Annotated in this window: 18 protein-coding genes, 2 pseudogenes and 1 CRISPR repeat array; of the genes and pseudogenes, 13 read left to right on the top strand and 7 right to left on the bottom strand. The window is 29.9% G+C overall.

Features of this window, described 5'->3' with window-relative positions:
• Window position 1: 1 nt before the first annotated feature.
• Genes BQ7358_RS03085 through mbhE form a run of 4 tightly spaced genes read right to left on the bottom strand, consistent with a single transcriptional unit; the run spans window position 2 to window position 4,616 of the window.
• Window positions 2-1,483: a proton-conducting transporter transmembrane domain-containing protein gene (locus BQ7358_RS03085; protein WP_062174245.1), complete on the bottom strand. Its 1,482-nt coding sequence runs from the start codon at window positions 1,481-1,483 to the stop codon at window positions 2-4.
• Window positions 1,473-1,835 (bottom strand): sodium:proton antiporter, encoded by a 363-nt coding sequence (locus tag BQ7358_RS03080; RefSeq protein ID WP_062174243.1) that lies wholly within the window; start codon window positions 1,833-1,835, stop codon window positions 1,473-1,475. Before BQ7358_RS03080 ends, BQ7358_RS03085 begins: the two co-directional genes overlap by 11 nt.
• Window positions 1,835-2,260 (bottom strand): MnhB domain-containing protein, encoded by a 426-nt coding sequence (locus BQ7358_RS03075; protein WP_062174242.1) that lies wholly within the window; start codon window positions 2,258-2,260, stop codon window positions 1,835-1,837. The genes BQ7358_RS03080 and BQ7358_RS03075 overlap by 1 nt, the downstream gene beginning before the upstream one ends.
• Entirely contained in the window at window positions 2,250-4,616 is a 2,367-nt protein-coding gene (gene mbhE, locus BQ7358_RS03070) for a hydrogen gas-evolving membrane-bound hydrogenase subunit E (protein WP_062174240.1), read from the bottom strand. Before mbhE ends, BQ7358_RS03075 begins: the two co-directional genes overlap by 11 nt.
• A gap of 352 nt (window positions 4,617-4,968) precedes the next feature.
• Here mbhE and deoD point away from each other — a divergent pair, with 352 nt between their 5' ends.
• The 8 genes from deoD to csn2 all read left to right on the top strand — a co-directional run bounded on the left by deoD (window position 4,969) and on the right by csn2 (window position 15,817).
• On the top strand, window positions 4,969-5,679 hold the full coding sequence (gene deoD, locus BQ7358_RS03065; protein WP_062174237.1) for a purine-nucleoside phosphorylase: 711 nt from the start codon (window positions 4,969-4,971) through the stop codon (window positions 5,677-5,679).
• A 27-nt stretch (window positions 5,680-5,706) separates the two neighbouring features.
• Entirely contained in the window at window positions 5,707-7,428 is a 1,722-nt protein-coding gene (locus tag BQ7358_RS03060) for a phospho-sugar mutase (RefSeq protein ID WP_062174235.1), read from the top strand.
• 107 nt (window positions 7,429-7,535) lie between these two features.
• Entirely contained in the window at window positions 7,536-8,036 is a 501-nt protein-coding gene (locus tag BQ7358_RS03055) for an acyl-CoA thioesterase (RefSeq protein ID WP_021752439.1), read from the top strand.
• A gap of 130 nt (window positions 8,037-8,166) precedes the next feature.
• The gene (pepT, locus tag BQ7358_RS03050) at window positions 8,167-9,393 is read left to right on the top strand and encodes a peptidase T (RefSeq protein ID WP_062174233.1); all 1,227 of its coding nucleotides are present in this window, start codon (window positions 8,167-8,169) and stop codon (window positions 9,391-9,393) included.
• A gap of 372 nt (window positions 9,394-9,765) precedes the next feature.
• On the top strand, window positions 9,766-13,959 hold the full coding sequence (gene cas9, locus BQ7358_RS03045; protein ID WP_072520207.1) for a type II CRISPR RNA-guided endonuclease Cas9: 4,194 nt from the start codon (window positions 9,766-9,768) through the stop codon (window positions 13,957-13,959).
• A gap of 1 nt (window position 13,960) precedes the next feature.
• Entirely contained in the window at window positions 13,961-14,836 is an 876-nt protein-coding gene (gene cas1, locus BQ7358_RS03040; protein WP_072520206.1) for a type II CRISPR-associated endonuclease Cas1, read from the top strand.
• Between the two features lie 4 nt (window positions 14,837-14,840).
• Window positions 14,841-15,146: a CRISPR-associated endonuclease Cas2 gene (gene cas2, locus BQ7358_RS03035; protein ID WP_062174230.1), complete on the top strand. Its 306-nt coding sequence runs from the start codon at window positions 14,841-14,843 to the stop codon at window positions 15,144-15,146.
• Window positions 15,143-15,817, top strand: a complete 675-nt coding sequence (gene csn2 / locus BQ7358_RS03030; RefSeq protein ID WP_062174228.1) for a type II-A CRISPR-associated protein Csn2 — start codon at window positions 15,143-15,145, stop codon at window positions 15,815-15,817. Before cas2 ends, csn2 begins: the two co-directional genes overlap by 4 nt.
• 161 nt (window positions 15,818-15,978) lie before the next feature.
• A CRISPR array of direct repeats spans window positions 15,979-16,804; the repeat unit is 36 nt; unit sequence GTTTGAGTTAACTGTAAATTTTGAGTATTCTAAAAC.
• 181 nt (window positions 16,805-16,985) lie between these two features.
• Here the strand turns inward: csn2 and BQ7358_RS09275 are convergent.
• Window positions 16,986-18,339, bottom strand: a pseudogene (locus BQ7358_RS09275) (ISL3 family transposase).
• A 12-nt stretch (window positions 18,340-18,351) separates the two neighbouring features.
• Between BQ7358_RS09275 and BQ7358_RS03020 the strand changes: the two are divergent.
• The 5 genes and pseudogenes from BQ7358_RS03020 to dnaJ form a co-directional block, all read left to right on the top strand.
• Window positions 18,352-18,993 (top strand): annotated as a pseudogene (locus BQ7358_RS03020) (DDE-type integrase/transposase/recombinase); the annotation flags it as partial.
• A gap of 728 nt (window positions 18,994-19,721) precedes the next feature.
• Entirely contained in the window at window positions 19,722-20,732 is a 1,011-nt protein-coding gene (gene hrcA, locus BQ7358_RS03015; RefSeq protein ID WP_231723773.1) for a heat-inducible transcriptional repressor HrcA, read from the top strand.
• A 13-nt stretch (window positions 20,733-20,745) separates the two neighbouring features.
• Complete coding sequence (gene grpE, locus BQ7358_RS03010) at window positions 20,746-21,309, top strand: nucleotide exchange factor GrpE (protein ID WP_062174226.1); 564 nt, start codon at window positions 20,746-20,748, stop codon at window positions 21,307-21,309.
• Between the two features lie 143 nt (window positions 21,310-21,452).
• Complete coding sequence (dnaK, locus tag BQ7358_RS03005; protein ID WP_072520205.1) at window positions 21,453-23,276, top strand: molecular chaperone DnaK; 1,824 nt, start codon at window positions 21,453-21,455, stop codon at window positions 23,274-23,276.
• Window positions 23,277-23,349: 73 nt separating this feature from the next.
• Window positions 23,350-24,504, top strand: coding sequence for a molecular chaperone DnaJ (dnaJ, locus tag BQ7358_RS03000; RefSeq protein WP_062174221.1), 1,155 nt, complete (start codon window positions 23,350-23,352; stop codon window positions 24,502-24,504).
• A gap of 269 nt (window positions 24,505-24,773) precedes the next feature.
• Here dnaJ and BQ7358_RS09140 read toward each other — a convergent pair whose 3' ends face one another.
• Both BQ7358_RS09140 and BQ7358_RS09135 read right to left on the bottom strand, forming a co-directional pair.
• Entirely contained in the window at window positions 24,774-25,382 is a 609-nt protein-coding gene (locus tag BQ7358_RS09140) for a transposase (protein ID WP_234971554.1), read from the bottom strand.
• Window positions 25,351-26,175 carry an ISL3 family transposase gene (locus tag BQ7358_RS09135; RefSeq protein ID WP_062172723.1) on the bottom strand — a complete coding sequence of 275 codons (825 nt, stop codon included), beginning with the start codon at window positions 26,173-26,175 and terminating at the stop codon, window positions 25,351-25,353. Before BQ7358_RS09135 ends, BQ7358_RS09140 begins: the two co-directional genes overlap by 32 nt.
• Between the last annotated feature and the right edge of the window lie 7 nt (window positions 26,176-26,182).

Genomic DNA, 26,182 nt, shown 5'->3' with positions numbered 1-26,182 from the left:
ATTATGCTCCTTTCTTTAAGACTAAGTCAATATAGTCTTTTGAATTTAAAATGGTAGAAATTCCACGTTCAAAAAATCCGTCTAATAAATTACTGCTTACTCCAATAATTAGTGCAATAGCAACCAATGTAACTAAAGGGATAAGAATACCTTTAGGAAGTGGTTTTAATACTAAATTCTTATTAATATTGTCGTAAAAAATATTAAGGAATATTCTAATTAGTGAGTAAAATACCACAAGTCCGGATAGTGTAACAACACCGGCTACAAAAATTTGGTGATCAATAACAAGACCTTTTACAATTAGGGCTTTACCGTAGAAACCGCTGAATGGTGGAACACCGGCAAGCGACAGAGTTACAATAAGAAATACCCAACCTAAAGTGGGATATTTATTTATAAGACCACATTTTTGTAGGAATTTAACACCGCTAGCGTAGATAATCAAACCTACAATAATAAATAAGGCTGCTTTAAGAAGAATATCATTTACGGCATAGAATAATGCCCCTTTAACGCCGAAAGAATTTAATGTGGCTGTTCCGGTTACCATAACGCCGAGTGATATGACTATGTTAAAGATAACTATTTGTTTTAAATTTTTTTGATATATTGCACCTACTGAGCCTGCAATAATTGATATAGTACCGAGAATAAGTAAGTAAGTTTTAATAAAACTTGATTCCGAATAGAATAATCCGTATGTTCTAATAATAGAGTAAAGTCCGACTTTGGTTAATAATGCCCCGAAAATAATTGAAATTGAAATCGGAGGTGCTGCATATGAACGATTCATCCAAGTAAATAGAGGAAACAATGCACCTTTCATACAAAAAACAAAAATCATTACAGCACCAACTAGGTAGATACCGCGTCTATCCTGCATATTTGCTATTGTTTGTGAGATGTGAGCCATATTCAAACTACCGACAATAGTATATAGATAACCAATGCTGATAACAAACAAACTTCCTGCGAAAACATTCATCAACACATAACTGATAGAAGATTTTAATTGTTCCTTATTAATTCCCACTAACAGCAATAAGTAAGAAGACATTAATAAAATTTCGTAGAAAACAAACAAATTAAATATATCTCCTGTTGTAAACGCTCCGTTGATACCAACCATAATCAGTAAAAATCCCGGGTAAAAGAAACTGAGTTCTCTTTTTTTATCAATAGTTTTAAAAGAATAAAACAGTGTTGCCAAAAACACAATGCCGGATGTAGTAACTAGAATACTGTTTAATCCATCTAATGTTAAGGTAATACCGAAAGGTGAAGCCCAATTTCCCATTTCTAATATTAGAATTTCATGTTTATTAACCATATAAATGTTAAGTATCGAAAATCCTAATGTTAGCAGTGTAGCTGTAAAAGCAAGTAATCTTTGCATCGCTACACGACGTCTGAACAGAATTGTAATAGCAGCAAATAGAAGAGGTATAAAAATCGGAATAACCGGCAAATTACTTAGCATAGTGAGTTTCCTCCTTTATATTTTCAACATCCTCTAATTCAATAACATTATCGCTGCCTTTTAGTTTATAGTTTGCTATATATATTGAAATAAGTAGACATGTTACAGCAAAACCGATAACGATAGCTGTTAAAATAAGTGCTGCCGGAATGGGGTCTACATAGTTTTTCCCAAGTTCTGAAATAATGGGAATGGCACCATCACCAAGACCACCGGAAATTAAAATTATTAAGTTTGCTGCATGACCGAAAAGCCCTACACCTATAATAATACGAATCATACTCTTAGAAAGCATTAGGTAAACACCAAAACCGACAAGAATACCGCATAAGATAATCATATAAAATTCCATTATTTACCGTCCTTTCCAAAAGCTAATATAACAGACATTAAAACTCCAACGACAATTAGGTAAACTCCAAGATCGAATATTGCTGCTGTGTGCAGCTCCATTTCTCCCATTAGCGGAACATGTATATGAGTAAAATGGTGTTTGAAGAAATTTTCACCGGTAACAATGCCGCTAAATGCCGTACCGACAGAAAATAAAAGTCCTATTGCGGTTACATATATATAGTTAATCGGTAGTAACTTAGTAACACGTTTAATACCATAGGTAAACATCGATAAAGCTAATGCCATTGTACAAAGAAGACCGCCGACAAAACCACCGCCCGGTAAGAAATGACCGCCAAAGTATAAACTTAGAGATAGTAAGAATATACAACTGGATATAATGGCTGATAGTGATTTTAAAATTAAATCATTAGTTTTCATCTTTATTACCTCCTCGTTTAATAATTTTAAACATTGCATAAATAATTAATGCAACCATAGTCATAACTGTAATTTCAAACAAAGTATCAAATCCCCTGAAGTCAACAATAATTACATTAACGATATTTCCACCGCCGGAACTTACCACATTATCAAAATAAAATTGGCTTATTGCTGACGGATTTTTATACGCATAAGAAACCAGACCGACAGTTATAAAACTTATACCGGTTAATCCTGCAATAATCGCATTGGTAAGTTTAAATTTTTGCTTTTCAACATGTTTGGTTTTATTTGTTAGCAAAATAAATGCGATTAAGAAAATAATTGTTGAAATTGATTCTATAACAAATTGAGTCATTGCAAGATCAGGGGCTCTGAATGTAACATAGAGTGCAGTCATCATAAAGCTGACACCTGAAGATAAAATAATCAACACTAAACGATTGTAACAGCGCGCCATAGCGATACAACAAATAACAATACAAATACCAATAATTATATTCATTATATGAACACTTGAGAAAGAATTGATAATAATCGGTTTTCCAACAGCAACATAACCAGCTAAAATAGTAATCGATAAGCTAAGAAAAATATAACTCATATTACGTTTTAGTTCATTTGTAATAAATTTATTATGAAGATAACCTGCACCGGCATGAAGCTTTGTACCTAAGCTATTGTATAAACGATGGATAGATATAATACTAGGATTATACTTGTAAATAATATTTTTGGCAGCAAATGTTTTATAAATAAATATTCCAATTAAAACAACTAAAATTGTAGTAATTAATTCTTTAGATAAAAAATTGTCATGGGAGATGTGAGAAATAATTTTATTATTTGTAACATCTCCGGCTAATGCTGCATTTTGTGCCGGTATAATGATGTAATCTTTAATAAAACTATTAATTATAACAAAAACAGCTAAAATAACAGGTGCGACAGTTATTTTTTTATCAGGTAAGTGTATTTTTGTTTCATTAGAGAAAGTTTTATTAAAAGTACCTAAAAAAGGTTTGAAGATTAAAATAAATGAATATATAAAAGTACCGAGCGACGCTATAACCACTAAAATAGCGATAATAATATATAAACTGCTTGTACTGATTAATCCATAAACACTTGTTAAGAAATACTCTTTAGAGAAAAATCCACTTAATGGTGGTATTCCTGCCATGGAAAATCCTGCAATAATACTTAAAATAAAACTTATCGGTAAATAAGCTCTAATTCCACGCAATTTGTTGACATCACGGGTGTGAAAGGTATGATCAATAATTCCGGTAATCATAAATAAACAAGCTTTAAATGCAGCGTGATTTATAATATGAAAACATACAGCATAAAATGCAAACGTGTAAATATAATGATTCTTGTCATATAATCCTAAGTTTGCAATACCGATCATTAACGTCATCATACCAAGTTGGCTTATAGTGGAGTATGCTAAAATTCCTTTTAAATCTTTAAGGAAAATTGCAGAAATCGAACCGATTAACATTGTTAAAGTACCGAAAATAATTAAAATATTTCCAAATGACGCACTGAATGAAAAGATAATTCCAACTCTCAGCAGTAAATATATGCCGGCTTTAACCATTGTTGCCGAGTGAAGATAACTACTAATCGGTGTTGGTGCTGCCATGGCATCAGGTAACCAGATATGGAACGGAAATTGTGCGGATTTGGTAAATGCTCCAAACAATATTAGAATCATTGCCGGTATATACTTAGAAGTATATTTATTATTCTGGCTGAAAGTTATTATTTCACTAATATTAAAACTACCTGTAACATTATTAAGAATAAAAATTCCAAGCAACATTAAAACGCCGCCAAACACAGTAATAATAAGTGACTTCAATGCACCTTTACGTGAAGCATCATTTTCATGCCAATAACTGATAAGTAAAAATGAAGAAACAGAAGTCAGTTCCCAAAACATATACATACTTAGCAGATTATCAGATAGTACAACCCCTAACATTGCCGACATAAAAATCAGTAGGAAAATATAAAATTTATGTAGCTTAGGATCATTTATATCCATATAATAACATGAGTATAAAATAACAAGAGTTCCGATTCCTGTTATAAGCAATGTGAATAGTAGAGATAGTCCGTCAAGTTTAAAATTTATATCTAGGCCTACATTAGTTGCAAACGCCAAAGACTTATATACTATACCACCTGAATAAATATTTTTTAGTTGTGAGAGAAAATATCCAAATAACACGAGCGGTACAATTACAACGACTTTTCCTAGGTGAATGGTTTTAAAGTTTTTTCTAATTGTTGGAATAAAAAACATAACAATCACCGGTAAAAATACAGTTAATTGTAACATAAGAAAACCTCTTTCTAATATTTTTTTGTTATAGCTTTAATTATATAATAAATTGTATGAAAATACTATTGAAATCGTTAAATGATAATGACAATATTTTACAGAAAATATTTAAAAGATTTATTTATTAATGAATTTTATAAAAAAGTGTAATAAAAGTTTTGATAAATATTTCTTTTATTAAATAACATTTTATTAAGTAAAAATCTTTCTTTAATTAACGGATAATAACAGAAATCTTTGTGTTTGATTGGTTTAAGCAAAGATAATTATTTTTTTAAATAAGTCTTGTTTAAGAGTTGGAAAAAAGGTATAATAATGTTATCAAACTAATAAATGGAGGGAACAACCAATGTCAAACAAACAAACACCACATATTAAACCGAATGGAGTTGAAATAGCAGAAACAGTGCTATTGCCGGGAGATCCATTAAGAGCGAAGTTTATTGCTGAAAACTTTTTGGAAGATGCCGTTTGCTTTAATGAGGTACGTGGTATGTTAGGATATACCGGAACATATAAAGGTAAAAAAGTTTCGGTTATGGGTACTGGAATGGGACCTGCCAGTATAGGAATTTATTCATATGAATTAATTCATGTATTCGGAGTAAAAAATTTAATTAGAATTGGAACGTGTGGAGCACTACAAAAAAATATAAAATTATATGATGTGATTTTAGGAATGGGTTCATCTACGAACTCAAATTATATGCATCAATACAATATTCCGGGAGAGTTAAGTTTAACTGCTTCGTTTGACTTGTTATTAAAAGCATACAACAAGGCACAAGAAATGGGGCAACCGGTACATGTCGGCAATATTTTATGCAGTGAAATTTTCTACAATTCTGACAAAAATGCTATGGAAAATTGGATTAAAATGGGAGTTCTGGCTGTGGAAATGGAAAGCACGGCACTTTATGCAAACGCAATAGCTGCAGGTGTTAATGCTTTGACTATTTTAACAGTAAGTGATTCATTAGTAACAGGAGAAGAAACTACTCCGGAAGAAAGACAAACAGCATTTACAAAAATGATGGAAATAGCATTAAACTTAGCATAAAAATAAAAAGTATTTTAGAGGTGAAGCATGAGTAACTATAAAGAATTATATGATAAATGGTTAAATAGTTCGGTATTAACCGATGAAGAAAGAAAGCAACTTGTTGATATTGCAAATAATGAAGAAGAAAAAGAAGATCGTTTCTACAAAGAATTGGAATTTGGGACTGCCGGATTACGTGGAAAAGTAGGAATGGGTTCTAATCGTATGAATCGTTTTATTATCGCTCGTGCAACAAAAGCATTAGCACAAACGATTATTGATAACGGTTTGCAAGATAAGGGGATAGCTATTGCCCATGATCCACGTTTATTTTCAAAAGAATTCGCAAAACTGGCAGCATTGGTAATGGCTAGCAACGGTGTAAAAGCATATCTTTTTGAAGATTTACGTCCAACACCGGAATTATCATTTACTATACGCTATTTAAAAACTGCAAGTGGTATTAATATTACAGCTAGTCACAACCCAAAAGAGTATAACGGTTATAAAGTATATTGGCAAGAGGGTTCACAAATTAAATCAAATATCAGCGACAAGGTGCTTGAATATATAAACTCAATGGACATTTTTGATAATTATGTAACCCTGACGGAAGAAGAAGCTATTAAAAAAGGATTGCTTATTTATATCGGTAAGGAAATAGATGAAAAATTCTATAAAGAATCATTAGATTGTGCTATTAATGATGATAATATTGATAAAGGCATTTCGGTAGTTTATACACCACTAAATGGTGCAGGGTATAAAGCAGTAACAACAGTGTTGGCGCACCGTGGTTTTAATAATGTTTATGTAGTAGAAGAGCAAAAAGATCCGGATGGAACATTCCCAACTATCGAATATCCAAATCCGGAAGATACGGCAGCTTTTGAATATGGGGAACGTCTTGCTAAAAAAGTTGATGCCGATATTCTTATTGCAACGGATCCTGATTGTGATAGACTTGCAGTTGAGGTAGTACACGATGGGGAAATAATATCCTTTAACGGTAACCAAACCGGTGCCGTTTTAGTGCAATATGTTATCGAAAACCTTGCAAAACAAGGAAAATTACCGAAAAATCCTGCATTAGTAAAATCAATCGTAACATCTAAAATGGTTGAACCGCTATGCAGTGAGTATGGAGTAGAAGTTATTGACGTTTTAACAGGGTTTAAAAATATTTGTGCATTACCGAATGAGTGGGATACAACCGCTGAAAAAAATTATGTAATGGGATATGAAGAAAGTATCGGTTATAATGTAGGGACATTCCTACGTGATAAAGATGGTGTTACAATAGCAATGCTATTGGTGGAAGCGGCAGCATTTTATAAAAAACAAGGTAAAACATTGGTTGATGTACTGGACGAATTTTATAAAAAATATGGATACTATTTAGATAAAACTATTTCGATCGTTTTAGAAGGGGCAAGTGGAGCTAAACGTATAAAACGTATGATGGAACAATATCGAGAAATCTTCGCACGTGAAATTGCGGGAAGTAAGGTAGCTGTAGTAACAGATTACTTAACTCAGAAGGAAAAAATAGTAGCAACGGGTGAAGAAAAAGATATAACAATTGAAAAAACAGATGCAGTAAAATTCAGTTATGATGATGAATCATGGTATACTCTTAGACCGAGTGGAACAGAACCGAAAATTAAATTATATATTTATGTTAAAGCTGATGATAAATCGGTAGCGGAAGAAAAACTGGTAAAATTTGAAGAAAAAGTATTAGAACTGCTTTACTCAATTAAGTAATTAAGGAAAAAGGTAAGGATAGTTATATTCTTGCCTTTTTCTTATTTCTTGTTTATTGAACAAAGGTGTAATAGTTATAGTAGAAAAAAGGAGTGATAATTAATAAAATGACAACAGTATTAAATTATAAAGATACAATGATAGAGAACTTTCATACAATATATCCCAACCATATGAATAGACATGATACGCTATTTGGAGGTCAAACATTATATTGGTTAGATGATGTTCAAGGTTTAGTAATTAGAAGATACACACATCTGCCATTCTTTACAGCAAGTATTGACACTTATCAATTTTTAGATGTTGTACATAGACACGAAGCATTGATAATAAGAAGTTATATTTCCAGAGTTGGAACTAGAAGTGTGGAGATTTTTGCTGAATTAAGTGCTTTTAATCATGAAACAAGAAAAACACGTTTGGTGGGAATTTGTTTTTCAACATTTGCGATAAATAGAGAAACAAAATTAGAAGAACCGTTACCGCAAGTTGAATATACGGATGAAATTTCTAAATTTGTAAGTAGCAGCTACTCAGATAGACAAAGTGGGAAATTAACAGCTAGAGAATTTTGCAAAGAATATTTAAAATATTATAATAGATAGGACTAAGGGTTAGTAGTGAACTAACTCTTTTTTGTGATAAAGAATTTTAATTTTTCAAATGTTACCCCCTTACATTTAGTAGAAAAGTATATTATAATATAAGTAAAGTAAATAGATGAGGTAAATAATAATGAAATATGAAACTATGTTGGAACGTTTTTTAGGTTATGTTAAGTTTAAATCAAGATCTGATTCCGGTAGTACGACAATACCGTCAACACCGGAACAAAAGGATTTTTTGCGTATGTTAAAAGGACAATTGGAAGAATTAAATTTAAGTGATATTGTTTTAAATGAAAAAAATTGGTTTTTGACCGCTACACTTCCGGCTAATACTGATAAACCATATGATACTATTGGGTTTATTTCTCATGTTGATACCGCTGATTTCAATGTAGAAGGAATTAGTCCACGTGTTATAGAAAACTATAGTGGCGAAGATATTGTTTTAAACAAAGAGAAAAATATTATTATGACGATGGCTGAATTTCCAAATCTTAAAAATTATAAAGATTTAACGTTGATTACAACAGACGGGACAACGCTACTAGGTGCTGATGATAAAGCAGGTATTACCGAGATAGTAGAGGCTGTTAAATATTTGAGTGAGCATCGTGAAATAGAACATGGGGATATTCGAATTGCTTTTGGACCGGATGAGGAAATAGGACGAGGTGCTGATCATTTTGATGCTAAAGGTTTTGCAACCGATTATGCTTATACTATGGATGGTAGTGTGTTAGGAGAACTTCAGTATGAAAGTTTTAATGCAGCACAGATAACATATAAAATTACCGGAGTGAGTGTTCATCCGGGGACAGCAAAAGGAAAAATGAAAAATGCTAATATGATTGCCGTAGAGTTGGCATCATTATTCCCGGAAAAAGAAGTACCGGAACATACAGAAGATTATGAAGGTTTCTATTTGTTACATAATATGCAAACAAGAATAGAAGAAGCGGAATTGGTGTATATTATTCGTGATCATGACAGAGAAAAATTTTTGGCACGAAAAGCCTTTTGTGAATCAGTTGCTGCAAAAATTAATGAAAAATATGGTAATGTAGTTGAATATGAATTATTTGACCAATATTATAATATGGGAGACGTAATTAAGGAAGATAAACGCTGTGTTGACGTTGCAGAACAAGCGATTAAAAATGTAGGGGTAGTTCCTATTATTATTCCAATACGTGGAGGAACAGACGGTTCTAAAATCTCATATATGGGAATACCGACGCCGAATATTTTTGTTGGTGGTGAGAATTTCCATGGCCAATATGAATTTAGCTGTTTAGAACATATGAAAAAAGCAGCTGACGTTATTGTAGAAATTGCTAAATTAGCAAAAAAGTAGAAAAAATAACACCATGGTGTGAACGATAAATAAAGAACTTTCTAAGTAGAAAAACAAGTATTTTCTTCTTAGGAAGTTTTTTAATGATTAAATTAAGTTGTAAAATAAAGTGAAAGATATATTTTAATGACGTTTACATATTAAAAAATAAAATTAATATTAAAATATATTCAATGAAAACGGTATAATGTAATAAAAAATATGATATAATGTTCTTAATTAAATATAAAAATACGCTATTAACAAATATCTTCAAAAGATAAAAATAATATATTGAGGGAGTAACAATAATTTATTATGAAAAATTTTAAAACATAGAAAAAACATAGAGAATCCAAACTTATAATAAATGAAATACAGGAGAAAATAACAATGAATGAAAATAAAGAATGGTTTTTAGGATTAGATATAGGGACTGCCAGTGTGGGATGGGCAGCAACAGATACAAATTATAATCTGTTAAAATTAAAAGGTAAAAAATCATGGGGAGTACGCTTATTTGATGAAGCACAAACAGCAAAAGAAAGACGTGACTGTAGGTCAAAAAGACGTCGTTTAGCACGTAGAAAATGGCGTTTAGGGTTATTAGAGGAATTATTCGCTGAAGAAATTAATAAAATAGATCCGAACTTTTTTATGCGTCTTAGAGAAAGTAAATATAAAGTAGGTGATAAAACAGAAAATGTTCCTAGTATCTTGTTTAATGACAAAAATTATACGGATAAAGAGTATTATCGTGACTATAAAACAATATATCACCTACGTGCAGATTTAATCCATAAAAATAATCCGGATATAAGAGAATTGTTCCTTGCAATACATCATATACTAAAATATCGTGGGCATTTTTTATTTGCCGGACAACAATTTAAAGGCTCTGAAATAAAAGACAATATAAGAGAATTACTACAATATAATTCACTAAATATCAAAATAGATATAACTGATGAGCTTATTAATAATATAGCAGAAATATTGTTGAAAAAGAAAAACTCTACAGATAAGATAATAGAGTTTAAAAAATTATTTGCTGATGAAAAACAATTAATAGAGGCATTACGTTTAGCACTTGGTAATAAAACTCAACTGGCAAAATTATTTGATATAGAAGCATATAAAGAACTTGATATATCAATTAAAACGATTTCATTCAAAGAGAAAATATATGAAGATGTCCGTAGTAACTATGAAGAAATATTGGGAGAATACATTATAGTATTAGATACTGCAAAACTTATATATGACGCAATTATTTTATCTGAAATAAAAATCAAAAATATGACAATTTCAGAATCTAAAGTAATCAGCTATGAAAAACATGGAAAAGATTTAAAACAATTAAAACAGTTAATAAAAGAAGATAGCAAATTATCAAAAAAAGAAAAAAGACAATTATTTGAAAATATATTTGTTAAAGAAGATGAAAAAGAAGCGAATTACGTTAATTATATCGGGAAAAATAATGTGGGAAGTTCAAAATCATCTTGTTCTTATGAAGATTTTAAAAAATCTTTAATAAAAGAATTAAAGTATTGTGAAGAAAGTAAATTGAAGCAAGATATTCTTGCTGAGTTAGAATTAGAGACATTCCTTCCCAGACAGCGAACTAAAGATAATTCGGTTATTCCATATCAAATCCATAAAGAAGAATTAGAAAAAATATTAAATAATGCCGTACAATATCATCCATTTTTAAATAATACCGATGAATATGGTATTAGTATTAAAGAAAAAATAATACAATTACTTGAATTTAGAATACCGTATTATGTCGGTTCGCTAAATACATCGCACAAAGTTGGTAATGGAGGTTTTTCATGGTCAGTACGAAATAAAGGGTATGAACGTACAGCGGTTACTCCTTGGAACTTCAATAAGGTAATAAACAAAGAAGAAAGTGCTAAAAACTTTATTGAAAATTTAACCAATCAATGTACATATCTACTGTACGAAGATGTACTTCCTAAACATTCATTACTATATTCAGAGTTTACCCTACTCAATGAATTGAATTCAATAAATTATGGTGGTAAACGTTTAACTGTAGAACACCGTAATTTAATTATAGAGCGTTTCTTTAAACAATCTGCACCAAAGGCAACAGGAAAAGAATTAAAAAAATTTCTAATGTCAGAAGGAGTAATTGACGGAAAAGATGAATTATCAGGTTTTGATATTTCAATAAAAAATGATTTAAAATCATATCGTGATTTTAAAAAAATTTTAGGAGAAAAATTTGATTCTGAAAAAGTGGAGAAAATGATTCGCTGGATAACGTTATTTGGAGAATCTAAACAACTGCTGGTTGATAAAATAACAAAAGAATACGGAGATATTTACTCATCGGAGGAGATAAAAAAAATATCCGGTTTAACATATAAAGACTGGGGACGACTATCTGAAAAACTGTTAACAGAAATAGTAAGTAGCCAACTGTATGATGAAAGTACAGGAGAGTGTTTTAATATTATTAATGCAATGCGTAATAATACTCTACTTTTTATAGAATTATTAGGAACTAATTACGACTATTTTGAAAAAATTAATACATATAATGGAAAATTACGTAAAGAAATAACAGAAATCACACCTCATATACTGGATGATTTATATGTATCCCCTGCAGTAAAACGTTCTATATGGCAGGTAGTACGTATAGTGGAAGAACTAAAAAAAGTAATAGGTTCTGAACCGAAAAGAATATTCGTTGAAACAACACGTAGTAATAAAGAAAAAAAAGGTGATGACGGACGCAAAGATTCTCGGAAAAAAGCATTGTTGGAACTATATAAAAAAATAAAAACATCTGATATAGCTGAATTAGAAAAAGCTCTAGGGCATACAGTAGATTTTGATAAGAAAAAACAAGATTTAACTGATATTGATAATAATAAGTTAAAAGCAAGAAAATTATACTTATACTATACTCAATTAGGTCGTTGTTTATACACTGGAAAAGCAATAGACTTAAATAACTTATTTGGTAGCAATAGTGAATATGATATTGACCATATTTATCCACAAAGTAAAACAAAAGACGGTAGTTGGAATAATTTAGTATTAGTCAACAAAACAGAGAATTCAAAAAAATCTAATGGTTTAATAAGTGAAAGTATTCAAAGAAAAAATAAACATTTTTGGAGATTTTTAAAAGCAAAAAATCTTATTTCGGAAGAAAAATATAAACGATTAACAAGAACGGAAGATTTTACAGATGGTGAATTAAGCGGTTTTATCGCACGTCAATTAATAGAAACATCACAATCTGTAAAAGTAGTATCGAAAATCTTACAAAACTTAAATCCTACAACTGAACTTTGTTTTTCAAAAGCGGAAAATGTATCTGATTTTAGACAGGAATTCGGGAAAATAAAAGTAGGCAAAAGAAAAAATTTAACAGAAGAAGAACAGAAAAAAGCCAAAGAAGGGCAATTAATTAAAGTTCGTGATTTAAATGATTTACATCACGCAAAGGATGCCTACTTAAATATCGTTGTAGGTAATGTATACCATATAAAATTCACACGAAATCCTAAGAACTTTATTCGAAAAAATTTTAAAAATAGAGAATATACATTGAATACACTATTTTATAGTGATAAGGTTGAACGTAACGGAGAAGTAGCATGGGAAAAAGGAAAAACTGAAGAAATAGTTAGTTCAGTAATGTGTAATAATTTAATAAATGTAACACGAAGAACTTCTGAACAGAAAGGTGCATTGTACGAGGCGACAATCTATAAGGCAAATGCAGCGAAAGAAGGAAGTTATTATCCGGTAAAAACAAACAATAAAAATCTAAAAAATGTAACGAGATATGGCGGATTTACCAGTATAAAAATTGCATATTATTCAATCTTCAAGTACGATATTAGAAATAAAGATAAAGTTAAAGAAAATATCAAAATTATTCCAATTCCTATTTATATTTCACAAAATATAAAAACAGATTTAGATTTAATTAATTTTGCTGAAAAACAAATAAAACTTAAAAAAGGTGAAAATATAGAAAATTTACAACTTATATATAAAAAATTAAATATAGGCGCTTTAGTAAAAATAGATCATTATCCTTATTATATCGGAGGGAAAACAGATGATAATTTTTACGTTGATGGAGCTGTCCAAGTATTGCTCTCTTCTGATATTGAACGATATTTAAAAGAAGTGGTTAAATTTGTTAATTTTCAACGTGAAAATAAAGAAGCAAAAGTTTCAAAAGAACATATTTCATTAGAAGAAAATATAAAATTATATAATACGTTGGTATGTAAAATGGCAACAAAAATTTTTACACACAAAAAGAATAACAAATATAATGACTTGACACAAGATAAAGCAAAAAATACATTTAATAAGTTAAGTTTAGAAGAACAATGTAAAGTGTTATTGGAAATATTGAACTTATTAACAAATAAAAAAACAACATTTGATTTAAGTTTAATTAATGAAAAAACTTCCAGAGTAAAATGTGGATTTAATTTATTAAATCAAAAACAATTTTCAATAATTGAACAATCAGTAACCGGATTATATGAAAAAGAAATAAAAATAATAGAGGATTAATATGAGTTGGAGAACAATAGTAATTAGAGATAGGGCTAAATTAGATTATAGTTTAAATTTTATGACCGTACGCAAGGAAAATGAAACTAAAAAAATTTGTTTAAATGAAATATATATGCTTATTATAGAAAGTACTGCTGTGAGTATCACAGCGGTACTACTTAATGAATTAAATAAAAACAAAGTAAAGGTACTTTTTTGTGATGAAAAACGTAATCCAAGCTCAGAGTTAATTTCACTATATGGTAGCCATGATACAAGTTTAAAATATCGTAAACAGATGGAATGGTCAAATAAGATTAAAGCACATGTTTGGACACGAATAGTGTATGAGAAAATATACAATCAAATGCAATTTTTGAAAAAATTAGGAAAAAATGAGCATAAACTTCTTGAACTGTATTTATCAGAGTTGGGTTACAACGATGAAAGTAACAGAGAAGGTCATGCAGCCAAGGTATATTTTAATGCATTGTATGGTATGGATTTTAGTCGTAATAAAGAGTGCTTTGTTAATTCTTGTTTGGATTATGGATATGCAATAATTTTATCAGCTTTTAATAGAGAAATTGCGGCTAGTGGATATTGTACTCAATTAGGTATTTGTCACAGAAATATATTTAATAAATTTAATCTGGCAAGTGATTTTATGGAACCTTTCAGAATATTAATAGATGAAGAAGTTTATTCATATACAGAAACAGAATTTACAAAAGAACATAAAAACAGGTTAGTTAATATACTCAATCGAACTATTTGTATAGAAAATAAAAACCAAACGGTAGCCAATGCAATAAAAATATATTGTCAAAGCTTATTCAATGCATTAAATGATAGTGATTTAGAGTATATAAAAATGTATAAATATGAGTTATAGGTTTATGAGAATACTAGTAATGTTTGACCTGCCTACTGAGACATCGGAACAAAGAAAAAATTATAGAAAATTTAGAAAAAACCTAATAAAAACCGGTTTTATTATGATGCAAGAATCGGTCTATGTAAAATTATCAATGAATCAAAATAGTACCGACCTAGTAATTAAAAGCATTAGAAAATATTGCCCTGATGAGGGAATAGTACAAATTCTTACTGTAACAGAAAAACAATTTTCTAAAATGGAATTTTTGGTAGGAGAGTCGCAAAACGAATATGTAGATTCAGATGAGAGGTTTATTGAATTATGAAGATTGTTAATAGAGAATGGCAAAGAAGTATTGAATTAAAAGAAAATATAATTAATACTATAATATTGGAAAATAAACAATATTTTCGTGAATGTGTTCGTTCATTAAAATTACAACATCAAGGTGATGAGGGTTTATTTATATTTTCAGATGGATTAAAAGAGATATCACTAGCTAAGTATAGTTATCTAATTACAGATTTATTTAATTTAGATATTAATAATAAAAAAATACTGACTAAAATATATACAGAATTAATGAAATATGCAGTAGAGAACTATATAGAACTAAATACCATTCAAACTAACCTGCTAAATTATTATGAAAATCTTATTCATAGCTCTTCATTGGAATTAGAATATAGAGATGAATTAGATATAATGGGGATGTTAAAACTGGCAGATTTTAAGATAAATTTAATAAGTAATAACGATCTAGAAAAATTGATAAAATATTTAAAAGTATTAGTTGAATTATGTGGTATAAAGGTCATCTTTATTGTGGGATTACATATATACTATACAGAAAATGAAATTAAACAGTTATATAAAGAACTGTGTATAAACAAAATAAAAATTATTAATATAGAAAATCAACAATATAAAAATTTATCAACAGTCGATTATACGGAAAAAGTATATATATTCGATGAAGAAAATTGTGAAATATAACTTGATTTTTTATGGAAGCGGTTGTACAATATAGGTATACTCGAAATTTACAAAAGAGTTCAAATAAAAATTTATTTAAATTGCCGATAGGTCGCTCATTGTGAGCGATTTTTTTAAGAAGATATTCAAAATTATATATATATACCAAACTTCAATTTGAGGTTTGAGTTAACTGTAAATTTTGAGTATTCTAAAACAACTGAATTAGAGAAACTTTCAAAAGAATCGTTTGAGTTAACTGTAAATTTTGAGTATTCTAAAACTATAAGTACTCTTTTACATTTAATTCTGTGTTTGAGTTAACTGTAAATTTTGAGTATTCTAAAACACTTTGATTAAAACTAGAAAAGAAACCACTGTTTGAGTTAACTGTAAATTTTGAGTATTCTAAAACATATATAAAATTTTAATACTATGATCTGTTGTTTGAGTTAACTGTAAATTTTGAGTATTCTAAAACAGCGATTGTAATTAAATATCAGTGGAAAGGGTTTGAGTTAACTGTAAATTTTGAGTATTCTAAAACAGGGCAACCTTGGGATAATATGAGTGGCTCGTTTGAGTTAACTGTAAATTTTGAGTATTCTAAAACTAAAAGAATAGATTGGTTAGTTTATCAAAAGTTTGAGTTAACTGTAAATTTTGAGTATTCTAAAACCTGACTTCTCACGCATTTCACGATAAGTTCGTTTGAGTTAACTGTAAATTTTGAGTATTCTAAAACTATTTTCCATGAATATAACTTCTTCAAAATGTTTGAGTTAACTGTAAATTTTGAGTATTCTAAAACAGGTCTGCTTGAAGAGTACCATAAATGGTGTTTGAGTTAACTGTAAATTTTGAGTATTCTAAAACACCGTCAGAAGCAGCGGCAGCAACTCGTCTGTTTGAGTTAACTGTAAATTTTGAGTATTCTAAAACTTTTTCTTTGTCATAACTAAGATACTGTTGGTTTGAGTTAACTGTAAATTTTGAGTATTCTAAAACGAAATCCCATGCCCCCTGAAAAATCATTTTGTTTGAGTTAACTGTATAGTTAAATACGGAATATAGGAGTATAATAGAAAAAATAAAGATAAAATAGTAATATGAGAAAAAACTCATTTTTACTATTAATTTTTTGGCTCTGTGTCAAATACGGGGCATGAGAAAAAATAAGGATAAAATGCTAAGCAATACAGTGTTGCTTGGCATTTTTCAAAACGCCCTTAAAAGAAATATTATTTTTATACTCAGAAACAAATAACCTAGAAACAACTAAAATGCGTAATCTAAAGTTATAAAAGCTATTATAACCATAAGAAACTCTCTTTAAAACCTTTATCTTATTATTAATACCCTCCAAAGAACCATTAGAGATAGAATACCTAACACTATTAAGCATATACTCTTTATGTTTTCTCATAGTATTAATAGCCTTACTAACACCATCAGATAAACCGATAGTAGATTTTTCAATTAATTCTTTAAACTCCAACTCATTTCTATACCTTATCGCATATCTAATATCCTGAACTCTCTCATAGCTAGCCTTAAATATACAATCTAATCCTAATAAATAATCTAAAATATCACGTCTAGTAACTAAACTCCTAAAACTCCTATTAAAGAAAAACCTACCATGAGTAACATTACTTTCATCTTCTAATATTAACTTCCAATTATTTTTTAAAAGAGTATAATTAATACCTTTTTGTTTTTTGTAAATATTCATTAGCTTAACTCTAGTTCTATTAAGTTCTCTATTAACATTTTGAATAAAGTTCTCTATTAACATTTTGAATAATATGAAACCTATCTATAACAATTTCAGCATTAGGAAACTTATTTCTAATCAACTTCATATAAGGAGTATAAATATCAATACAAATAGCCTTAACATTACTTCTAGCCTCTTTAGAAAATCTGGAAAAATAATTATTTAAAATATACTCAGTTCTACCATCAACTATATCAATAATCTCATGAGTTAAAGCATCTAAAAAAATAAAACTCATACCATTTTTACTATCTTTAGTAAACTTTAACTCATCAAAGCATAAATACTCAGGTAAGGTATTATAGTTAAGAATGTCTACATGGGATTTACATTTATAAAGAGTTCTTATAACAGTATTAACCGATACATTATTCATTTTGGCTATTTGTTTAAAAGATAAAGTATCAGCTAAATCACTCATTATAGAAAACTTAACATTTTTAGAAATACTACAGTATTTATCTACAAAAGAAGTAGTAGCTACAAATTTTTTATTACAAGTTTTACACTTGAAACGTTGCTTTCTTAGTTCCAAATAAGCAGGGATACCTGATATTTTTAATAGATTAATTCTAGTAAGTTCATTAAAGCCGTTTTTAACTACAGTATAACCTTTATTAAGACAACCACAGCATTCACACTTCTTGGGTTTATATGTTAAGGTACCTTTGAATACAAAGTACTTTTGATTATTTTTTATAGTTTCGTTATGTGTTTTCTCAATAGTTATATTTTTATCTTTTATTTGTAGTAGGTTTTTAATGAATTATCCCNACATCCTTGTTCTTTATTTAGAGTGCTTAGAAAATTAGGTTTTTATAAAGATACTAAGAAAAAAGTAATTCCTTATAAACCTAAACCCTATAATACACCTACTGAAATTGGTAAAAAATGGCAACTTGATGTGAAATATGTTCCTAAACGTTGTTATGTAGGAGAAATTCCTGATAAATTTTATCAATATACTATTATTGATGAAGCTACTAGGGAAAGATTTATTTTCCCTTTTAAAGAACAATCATCATATTCTACTGTTCAATTTGTTAAAATGGCTATTGATTATTTTGGGTATAAACCTAAGATAATTCAAACTGATAATGGTTTTGAATTTACGCATTTTAAAGATACTAAACGAATACACCCTTTTGATGTATTGTGTAATAATCTTGGCATTAAACATCAACTTATTAGACCTAGAACTCCTAGACATAACGGTAAGGTTGAACGTAGTCATAGAAATGATAATGAACGTTTTTACAGGCATTTATCTTTCTTTTCGTATGATGATCTTATATCTCAGATGAAAAAGTATCTATATCGCTCTAACCGTCTTCCTATGCAGACTTTAAATTGGCTTTCTCCTGTTGAAAAAAGAAAAGAGTTACGGAAAGAGTCTATAAAAATATGCCGGCTTTAATTCCTTGTTAGATAATAGATTTCACAACTTATTTGTCAAGGACAAGGGCTACGCCTTTTTCAAATCCTTGACAAATAAGTTTTAGAAATCTGAAATGTTCTCTAAGGAATTAAAGCTGGCAAATCTAATCAAATAATGTAATTTACGTCGGGGGCTTCATACGGTTTACATAGAAGCTAGCTTCTATGTAATTCTATTATATCCGGTATTTATTTTTTACTTTTTTTGTCTCACATCATTTACAAATGTACAGTAGTAGGTTTTTAATGAATTCTCCCTCTTTTATTTCTTTTGTTTTTGTGTTAAAATTATTCATGACAGATATCCTTTCATAGTTTATTTTTTTTGCACTTTAATTATATTGGATATTTGTCTTTTTGTATATTAAAAAATAATACGAGGTATGGATTTTTTTTCATGCCCCGTATTTATTATACAACCAATTTTTTTGGCTCTATATTAAATACGGAGCATAAGAAAAAATAAAAGAATTTCATTAAAGAAAATAACAAGACGAATTAGAAGATAATATTATTATTGTGTGCTGTGTCTAATTTCTTTGTGTATTTTACAATATATTATTTATATTTATCATTAAAGTCAAAAAAAGTCAAAAAAATTTAAAAAAGGTATTGACTTTTTTTGACCTTAATGATATTATTGTATTATGTAATTAGCAGTCAAGTGATTAGAGTGCTAAAATACAATTTGAAGAATAGGTGATAAAAATGTTAATAGAAAGACAGGTACTCATTCTTCAATCTATAGTAGAAAATTTTATTACAACCAATCAACCGATCGGCTCTAAGCAATTAGCGGAAAATATAGATTTTAGTTCGGCAACGATACGAAACGATATGAGTAAGCTGGAAAAAGAAGGGTTGATAAGAAAGACGCATATTTCATCAGGACGAGTTCCATCAGAAAAAGGTTATCGTTACTATGTAGATTATATCAAAAAAGAATATGAACTATCTAATAGTGAAAATGAAAAACTAAAAGAACTTGATAATGATAAGTATGTTTCAGAAAATAACTATCTTGAAAAAAATGCAATTATTCTTTCTGATTTAACAGATTGTACGGCGGTTATTTTAGCACCGACTAAAACAGATAGGCGTATTAATAAGATAGAAGTTATTTTATTGAGCAGTCGCAGTATTCTTGTTATTTTAATAACAAGTATAGGAGAAGTATTCCAACAAAACTATAAATTAGATGCAGATTTTACCGCAGAAGACATAGCAGAAGTGAATAAACTCTTACAAAGTTATTTTTATGACGTAGATATGGCAACGGCACATGTGATTATTCATGGAGAACTTGAACAATATTTAAAAGATAAGGTGAATAATTACAATATGATAGTTGTAGCTTTAAATAGATTATTGCAAAATAAAATTAAAAAAACTATAGCATTAGGGGGTAAGTACAATTTACTTAAACAACCCGATATAGATAATGTAGATAAATTAAAAGAAGTAGTATCGCTCTTAGAAGATGATAAAATAGTCGAGTTGCTGGATAATAACAGTAATAGTGAGGAATTAACTTCTATAAAAATAGGAAAAGAACTCGCACTGGAGAATATAGATGATTTATCATTAGTTTCTAGCAAGTATAATACATCAAAAGGTCAAGGAATTATTGCAGTATTTGGACCAAAGAGAATGGACTATTCAAAGATTATGACACTTATTTCATGTGTGCGGGATAATCTTAACAATAATTTAAAATAAATAGGAGGTAGAGATGACTACTGAAGAACAAAAAGAAACTCTACAAGAAGAAGTAGCGGAAGAAGTCGTTGCTACTGAAAAAGTAGAAGAGGAAATAGCAGAAGAAAAAACTGCTGAAGAACTATTGCAAGAAGAAGTGGAGCAATTGAAAGAAGAAGTTAAAAATTCCGAAGATAAGTATTTAAGACTATATGCAGAATTTGAAAACTTTAAAAAACGCAAAAATCAAGAGATTGATACGATAAACACTTATAAAAGTCAAAAGATAATTACAGAAATCTTACCAAGTTTAGATAATTTAGAGCGTGCGTTGCAGTTGGAAACCGATAATGAAGAAGTTCAAACCGTATTAAAAGGTGTAGAGATGGTTTATGAGGGGTTGCAAGCAGCACTGAAATCAGAAGGCGTGGAATTAGTGGAAACTGAAAATGCTCAATTTGATCCGAATATTCATCATGCAGTAATGCAGGGAGAAGACAGCGACAAAGAAAGTGGAATGATATTGGATACATTCCAAAAAGGTTATAAATTAAAAGATAGAATAATAAGACCGGCAATGGTTAAAGTTAATTCATAAAATGCTTTATTAAAACTTTGAACATCTAAATAAAGATGTAAAATTATGTAATAAAAGGAGTATAGTGATATAAATTATTTTTATATGATTATACCAAACCACAAAAAATTGAAAAATAAAGAAAATATTAGGAGGACAATAATATGTCAAAAATTATAGGTATCGACTTAGGAACAACTAACTCATGTGTAGCGGTATTAGAGGGAGGAGAAGCAAAAGTAATTCCCAATCCGGAAGGGAACAGAACAACACCGTCTGTTGTAGCATTCAAAGGTGATGAAATTCAAGTCGGTGAGGTAGCAAAACGTCAAGCAATTACTAATCCAAATACAGTAATCTCAATTAAACGTCACATGGGTACAGATTACAAAGAAGATGTGAATGGTAAAAAATACTCTCCACAAGAAATTTCAGCGATGATTCTACAAAACTTAAAAGCAACAGCTGAAAGTTATCTTGGAGAAAAAGTAACTAAAGCGGTAATTACAGTACCGGCTTACTTTAACGATGCTCAACGACAAGCAACAAAAGATGCCGGTAAAATTGCAGGGTTAGAAGTAGAACGTATTATCAACGAGCCAACGGCAGCGGCTTTGGCTTATGGTTTAGAAAAAACTGATGTTGATCAAAAAGTATTGGTATTTGACCTTGGTGGTGGTACATTTGACGTTTCTATTTTAGAATTAGGTGATGGTGTATTTGAAGTATTAGCTACATCAGGAGATAATTTGCTAGGTGGAGATGACTTTGACCAAGCAATTATTGATTACTTAGTAGCAGAATTTAAAAAAGAACAGGGGATTGACCTTTCACAAGATAAAATGGCAATGCAACGTCTAAAAGATGCAGCTGAAAAAGCTAAAAAAGATTTATCAGGTGTAACTTCAACACAAATTTCACTACCGTTTATTTCGGCAGGTGCTAGTGGACCGGTTCACTTAGAAAATACATTAACAAGAGCAAAATTCGATGAATTGACTCACAGTTTAGTAGAGAGAACATTGGTTCCAACTCGTCAAGCACTTAAAGATGCTGAGTTAAATCCAAGTGAAATTGATCAAGTGATCTTGGTGGGTGGTTCTACTCGTATTCCGGCAGTGCAAGATGCTGTTAAAAAAGAAATGGGCAAAGAGCCTCATAAAGGTGTGAACCCTGACGAAGTAGTGGCAATGGGTGCAGCTATTCAAGGTGGAGTAATTACAGGAGATGTTAAAGATGTAGTATTATTAGATGTAACACCATTATCATTAGGTATCGAAACTATGGGATCAGTGATGACAGTGTTAATACCAAGAAATACTACAATTCCGACATCTAAATCTCAAGTATTCTCAACAGCAGCTGATAATCAACCGGCGGTAGATATTCACGTGCTTCAAGGTGAGCGTCCGATGGCGACCGATAACAAAACTCTTGGAAGATTCCAACTTTCAGATATACCTCCTGCACCGCGTGGAGTACCTCAAATCGAAGTTACATTTGATATTGATAAAAACGGTATTGTTAATGTTACTGCTAAAGATCTTGGTACTCAAAAACAACAAAAAATTACTATTGAATCTAGCAGTTCGTTAACTGATGAAGATATTGATAGAATGGTTAAAGAAGCCGAAGCTAACGCTGATGCTGACGCTAAACGTAAAGAAGAAGCAGATGTAAGAAATGAAGCAGATCAATTATCATTCCAAGCTGATAAAGCATTAGAAGAAGCAAAAGATAAAGTTGATCAAAGTTTATTAGATAATATTAAAACTAAAAATGATACGCTAAAAGAAGCAATTAAAAATAATAACTTAGAAGAAATTAAATCTGCAAAAGATGAGTTAAATAAAGCTGTTCAGGAGATGACAATGAAATTGTATGAACAAGCTAATGCTGCGGCAGGAGCACAAGGTACAGATGCCGGAGCAACAAACTCAAAAAATGATGATGATACAATTGATGCAGATTTTACAGAAAAAAAATAATTTAAGATAACAACAAACAGGAGCTAGGGGCGTAAAGCTCAATGCTCCTGTTACTATTATAGGAGAGATAAAGATGGCGAAAAGAGATTATTATGAAGTGCTTGGACTAAGTAAAGGTGCAAGTGCTGCTGAAATAAAAAAAGCGTATCGCAAGTTATCGAAACAATATCACCCGGATATTAATAAAGAACCTGGGGCAGAGGATAAATTTAAAGAAATAACAGAAGCCTATGAAGTGTTAAGTGATGATACTAAAAAAGCACAATATGATCAATTTGGTCATGCTGCGTTTGAAGGTGGCGGAGCAGGTCAAGGCGGTTTTGGAGGATTTGGAGGAGGATTCTCCGGATTTTCAGGTGAATTTGATGACTTAGGAGATATATTCTCAAGCTTCTTCGGTGGCGGTAGCGGCAGACGTAATCCGAATGCTCCACGTCAAGGAGAAGATTTGTTACATCGAATACGCATTTCATTTACTGATGCGGTGTTCGGTACTAAAAAAACTATAAAATTACGTAAAGACGTAGAATGTGACCATTGCCATGGAACCGGTGCGAAAGATCCGTCGTCGGTAACTGAATGCCATAGATGCCACGGAACAGGACAAGAAGCAGTAATTCAAGATACACCGTTTGGACGCATACAAAGTCAAAGAACATGTTCAGAATGTGGCGGACGTGGTAAGGTTATTAAAGACAAATGTTCACATTGTTTCGGAAAAGGATACAATAATCGTGAAGTAGAGTATGAAGTGGAAATTCCGGAAGGAATTAGTTCAGGACAACGTGTAAGACTACAAGGAAAAGGTGGTGTCGGTGTGAATGGAGGCCCCGCCGGAGACCTATTTATAGAAGTAATAGTAGCTGAAGATTCATATTTTCATAGAGAAGATGATGATATTTATACAGAATTGGAAATATCACCTGCCCAAGCAGCATTAGGTACTAAAATAGATGTTCGTACTCTAACCGGTGAAATTGAATTGACAGTTCCGGCGGGAACACAACACGGACGTAAATTCCGTCTATCCGGTAAAGGTGTGAAAAATGTAATGGGTTATGGACATGGTGATCACTATATTGTAGTTTCAATCAAAATTCCAAAAAATCTATCATCGAAAGAACGTGAATTATATTTGGAATTAGCAAAACTGAATGGTGAAAAAGTAGAAGAAGATGAAAGTTTCCTTGATAAAGTAAGCAGAAAAGCAAAAGATTTATTTGATTAATAACTCTTAAATTTATAAGTATTATAGGTATAAATAAGAAAATATTTTTGAGGAAATGTTTGTCAAAAAATTATATATTATTTTACAAACATTGCTATTAGGCTCATCGCCATTCTTAGTGGTGAATTTCTTAAGGTTGCCTTACCACTATATAGTTAGCAATAAAAAATATTTTGTATATAAATATATAATTTAATACAAAACAAACGACGAGTTCTTCTTAGGCTCTGTGTCAAATACGGGGCATGAGAAAAAATAAGGATAAAATGCTAAGCAATGCAGTGTTGCTTGGCATTTTTCAAAACGCCCTTAAAAGAAATATTATTTTTATACTCAGAAACAAATAACCTAGAAACAACTAAAATGCGTAATCTAAAGTTATAAAAGCTATTATAACCATAAGAAACTCTCTTTAAAACCTTTATCTTATTATTAATACCCTCCAAAGAACCATTAGAAATAGAATACCTAACACTATTAAGCATATACTCTTTATGTTTTCTCATAGTATTAATAGCCTTACTAACACCATCAGATAAATCGATAGTAGATTTTTCAATTAATTCTTTAAACTCCAACTCATTTCTATACCTTATTGCATATCTAATATCCTGAACTCTCTCATAGCTAGCCTTAAATATACAATCTAATCCTAATAAATAATCTAAAATATCACGTCTAGTAACTAAACTCCTAAAACTCCTATTAAAGAAAAACCTACCATGAGTAACATTACTTTCATCTTCTAATATTAACTTCCAATTATTTTTTAAAAGAGTATAATTAATACCTTTTTGTTTTTTGTAAATATTCATTAGCTTAACTCTAGTTCTATTAAGTTCTCTATTAACATTTTGAATAAAGTTCTCTATTAACATTTTGAATAATATGAAACCTATCTATAACAATTTCAGCATTAGGAAACTTATTTCTAATCAACTTCATATAAGGAGTATAAATATCAATACAAATAGCCTTAACATTACTTCTAGCCTCTTTAGAAAATCTGGAAAAATAATTATTTAAAATATACTCAGTTCTACCATCAACTATATCAATAATCTCATGAGTTAAAGCATCTAAAAAAATAAAACTCATACCATTTTTACTATCTTTAGTAAACTTTAACTCATCAAAGCATAAATACTCAGGTAAGGTATTATAGTTAAGAATGTCTACATGGGATTTACATTTATAAAGAGTTCTTATAACAGTATTAACCGATACATTATTCATTTTGGCTATTTGTTTAAAAGATAAAGTATCAGCTAAATCACTCATTATAGAAAACTTAACATTTTTAGAAATACTACAGTATTTATCTACAAAAGAAGTAGTAGCTACAAATTTTTTATTACAAGTTTTACACTTGAAACGTTGCTTTCTTAGTTCCAAATAAGCAGGGATACCTGATATTTTTAATAGATTAATTCTAGTAAGTTCATTAAAGCCGTTTTTAACTACAGTATAACCTTTATTAAGACAACCACAGCATTCACACTTCTTGGGTTTATATGTTAAGGTACCTTTGAATACAAAGTACTTTTGATTATTTTTTATAGTTTCGTTATGTGTTTTCTCAATAGTTATATTTTTATCTTTTATTTGTAGTAGGTTTTTAATGAATTCTCCCTCTTTTATTTCTTTTGTTTTTGTGTTAAAATTATTCATGACAGAT

It is taken from the genome of Gemella massiliensis, assembly GCF_900120125.1.
In the GTDB taxonomy this organism is placed as follows: domain Bacteria; phylum Bacillota; class Bacilli; order Staphylococcales; family Gemellaceae; genus Gemella; species Gemella massiliensis.
This window is presented reverse-complemented; position numbering and strand designations above follow the sequence as displayed.